The following is a 4,198-nucleotide window of genomic DNA, read 5'->3' on the forward strand; positions in this document are numbered from 1 at the left end:
GCCACTCTTAATCGTGTCTTGGAACGAAATAGAGGCTTTTAAAGACTGCGTACATGGAGAATTAAAACAAGAATTACCCTCGAAAAGCCTATTTTTCCACTAAGTATTTATGCTCATTGCAAAGGTGAGATGCTCCCATTATCTGTTTGATCATCATAGGGTATTCTTACATTATCTGGAAATTTAGTATCATCATCAATAAGTAAGTTTTCGAGATTACAATTACTAATAACAGCCTCTGAAAAATCAGTCCCCAAAACCTTAGCATTTTGTAAATTAGTTCGATTAAGTTTAGCATTTCTCAAATTAGAGCCACTTAAGTCAGCATTTCGCATATCTGCACCAGATAAATCTACACCTTGTAAATCTAGCTGAGTCAGATCTAATCCTCTGTAATTTTTATCTCTGCCATTTCTAGTGACAACAAGTTGTCTTATATTATCATTTTTTAGGTAGCCATAATATTGACTAAAACCACCAATTTTAATGCCTTTCCAGTTAGTATAAATAAGACTCGAACCAGTAAGATTGACTGTGGTAAAATTTGCTCTTTCAAAGTTGCATTTATCTAAATTGGCATTAGCGAAACTACATGATCCTTTAGCTTTATAAAATGTGGCATTATTTAAATTAGTGTGATTAAATGTAGTTCTAGATTCTTGTATAATTGCAATAATGACAACAAACAAACAAAACAAAAAGCAAGTTAAAAGAAGTGACAAAGTAATTATATTAATGGCATTTACAGTTGTATAGCTATAAGAGTTCTTCAATAAAAGCAGTAGAGCAATAGCTGGTATTGTCATTATCCCTGCACAAAGTATGCTTCCTCGACCTTGCGAAGAACCATAAAGATAAAGATATTGAATCTTTCTAAGATACTTAAAATGATTTAGGATTACAAAATTTTTGCCTTGATCTTGTTTTATTCGAGCAGCATCATCTAAGTTTTCAATGATATTTGAAATTCTATCATATATAGCTAAATAAACGCCTACAACGATAAGTCCAACTATCAAGTAAATTAACCAAATAAGAGGGACTGCAATCATACCCGTAAATTGTCGTAATAATAGACTTAAATGTGAATTAACATAGTCTATAGTCAATAATTGAAGACTTCCAGTTAAAATAATAGTCATCACTGTAGAGAAAGTCAATAACAGAAATTGTTTACGACTCGGACCTGCTATTACTGAGGAGAAATTTGTATTTTCCAAGATTGCTCCTTCAAATGAACAACCGCGAATATCAGCACCCGAAAAATCGGCACCAGTCAAGTCTAAATCCTTAAAAAAAAGATTTTGTAAGTTACGCCCAGAAAAATTAAAATTCCGAAATTCTACAATACTACATTTATCCAAAATATCTTCAGCAAAGTCATCAGGAAATTTTGTTTTTGAATCAATTCGTAGATTTTCAAAATTAGTGTCCTTAATAATGACTCCCGTAAAATCTGTTCCTAAAGCTTGAGCATTGCCCAGATTCGCTCCCTCCAAAAGCGCATTTTGGAAATTCGCCTTATTTAAGTTAGAACCACTTAAATCAACATTTCTCAAATCTACTTGTACAAAATATGCTTCCTGAAAATTACTATCTCTGCCATTTCTAGTAATCACCAGCCGTCTTACCTTATCGTTAATCAGGTAACCAGAAAAATGATTTAACCGCCCTCTAAATCTGGCAGATTCCCAATTGGTATAGGCAAGGCTGGTATTGTCAAATCTAGAACGGATAAAGATTGCCCTTTCAAAGTTGCAATTGTCTAAATTGGCATGAGTAAAGTTGCAACCTTTCAAATTCGCCTGATTAAAAATGGCGTGATTTAAATTAGCCTTATTAAAAGAAGTTCCGCCATATCCAAGAGGGGAAAGAAAAGCAAGAATTACTACGCGATGTAAAAAGAAGATAGATGAACCCAGAAGAACTAAAAAGATAATAGTGTTTATGTTTATAAATACTTCATTTTTGCTGATATATACAAATCTTCGTATTGATTCTATTCCTGTTAAAGTCATTAAGACTAACCAAAAAGGCATCCAGAAAAAGTTATTACCAAAGTGATCTGTATAGGCACGGTAAGTTGATTGAATATTGCTAGATTTTTTAATGCTATCAGTTCTCTTGTCAGTTGCAGTTGCCATTGAATTTATTAAGATTAAACTCAAGAAATTGATAAAATTTGTCCAAAAAGCAGCTATAAATACAGGGATAACAATCACTAAGTTGTTGACATATTCAATGCCAAAAAAATAAATATTTGCACTCGATATAATTAAAGTTACTATGCAGAGAATGGCATAGAAAAGTTGTTGATTACTGCGACCTGCTTTAACCAAGGAAAAATTAGCATTTTCTAAGATTGATCCTTCAAATGAACAACCGCGAATATCAGCACCTGTAAAATTAGCACCGGTCAAGTTCTGATTTTCAAATGATAGATTTTGTAAGTTCTGACCAGCAAAGTTCAACTCATCAGGTTTTTCTTCAAAAATAATAAATTCATTTAAAAGACTTTGAGGAAAATTATCAGAAAATTTGGTGCTTTCATTAATCCGCAAATTTTGAAAATTAGTGCTATTATTAATAACGGCTCCAGTAAAGTCTGTTCCACCAGCCTTACAATTGCTAAGATTAGCTCCTTCTAAAAGAGCATTTTGCAAATTGGCATTACTTAGATCAGCACCGCTTAAATCCGCACCTGTTAGGTCTATACCACTTAGATCTACTTGTTTTAGATCAGCATTTTGATAGTTGCCTCTATTTCCATTTCCAGTTGTGCAAAGTATTTTTATATTTTTTTCAAGCAAATAGCTTGTATAATAATTGGTAAAAGGAATAAGTTGAGAGTATCTCCAATTGACGTAAGAAATATTAGCATTGCAGAAATCACAGTTTCTCAAAACAGCATAACTGAAGGAAGCATGATCCAAGGAAGAACCCTCAAAAGAACAATTTTTAATGCCAGATCGTTCAAATTTTGTGCAATTTAGATTTGTATTTTTAAATGTTGTTCCATAGGTTTTATTTAAAAATAGACTTCTCAAAAATCGATATAATAGGACAGTATCTATGACAAGAATAAAAAGAAGAGTAATGAATCTTATTAAGTGAAATCTTAGATCAGGCAAATCTTCAACTAATATTGATGTCATCATAAATAGGATAGATAGAAAAAAACTTAGAAATAAGCCATAAACCAAGCTATAGTTTGCACTCGAACCAGCATAGTTTGTCAGATATTTTTGGTCACACATAAAACCAGGCACAAAAATAATTAAGAAAACCATAATTATTACAGCTAAGAAAAGAGGTGCTTGAGCTATGATTGTGAAAATTTCTGCTGCATAAATTCCTAGAATCCCTTCAACTGCCATTTTGAAGGGATTAGTGATCATTTCGATGTATTTAGCAGTAAAAGTTAGACAATAATTCCAAATCAGAAAGCCAAAACCTGCGGACACAAATAGATTAAACCAATAGAATCGAGAAAACCCAGTAATAACCGATGAGAAATTAGCGTTCTCCAAGGTTGCTCCTTCAAACGAACAACCGCGAATATCTGAACCGCTAAAATCAGCATCGCGTAAGTCTTGCTTTTTAAAAGAGGAGTTTCGTAGATCGAGATTTCTGAAATCTCTTCTTCCCTCTTTGTATTGATTAATGACCTTTCGAGCAGGTATGCGGGTTCTGGTAATCGCGTTTAAATCTGTAGTCATAGCAGTTTTAACCCTTATTTTGATTGATGCTATTCAAGAATAAAATTTAATTTTTGGTAATTTCTTAGGCTGAAGTCATTTTTGAATACTGGCATGATAACAAGGATAATCGATGGTTAAACTAAGCTGGAGAGTCGCCTCTCCGACTCGTCTGCATAGGTTAAGAACAAGGTAAATAAGGATTTTTTCCACAATGTAGGCGCAAACTGAACATAAGCCCACCTTATCACCCCGACAAGTAATACTGAATGTCAAACCCCTTTACAAACCGATACAAACTCCTTAAGATAGAGACATCATCAATCGTACCTCGATAACTTAATAGGAATCATAAACCAATGACCACCACTCTACAACAGCGCGAGAGCGCTTCCCTGTGGGAGCAGTTCTGCCAGTGGATCACCAGCACCAACAACCGTCTTTATGTCGGCTGGTTCGGTGTCATCATGATCCCCACCCTGCTCACCGCCACCACCTGC

Annotated in this window: 1 protein-coding gene and 1 pseudogene; one reads left to right on the top strand and one right to left on the bottom strand. The window is 34.0% G+C overall.

Translation table 11 applies throughout. The annotated features are described in order from the left end of the window. Positions 1-113: 113 nt before the first annotated feature. Positions 114-3,719 (bottom strand): pentapeptide repeat-containing protein, encoded by a 3,606-nt coding sequence (locus ACE1AQ_RS17920; protein WP_110546064.1) that lies wholly within the window; start codon positions 3,717-3,719, stop codon positions 114-116. 338 nt (positions 3,720-4,057) lie between these two features. Between ACE1AQ_RS17920 and ACE1AQ_RS17925 the strand changes: the two are divergent. Beyond that, a pseudogene (locus tag ACE1AQ_RS17925) lies at positions 4,058-4,198 on the top strand (photosystem II q(b) protein); the annotation flags it as partial.

Source organism: Microcystis sp. BLCC-F209 (assembly GCF_041928595.1).
Lineage (GTDB): Bacteria > Cyanobacteriota > Cyanobacteriia > Cyanobacteriales > Microcystaceae > Microcystis.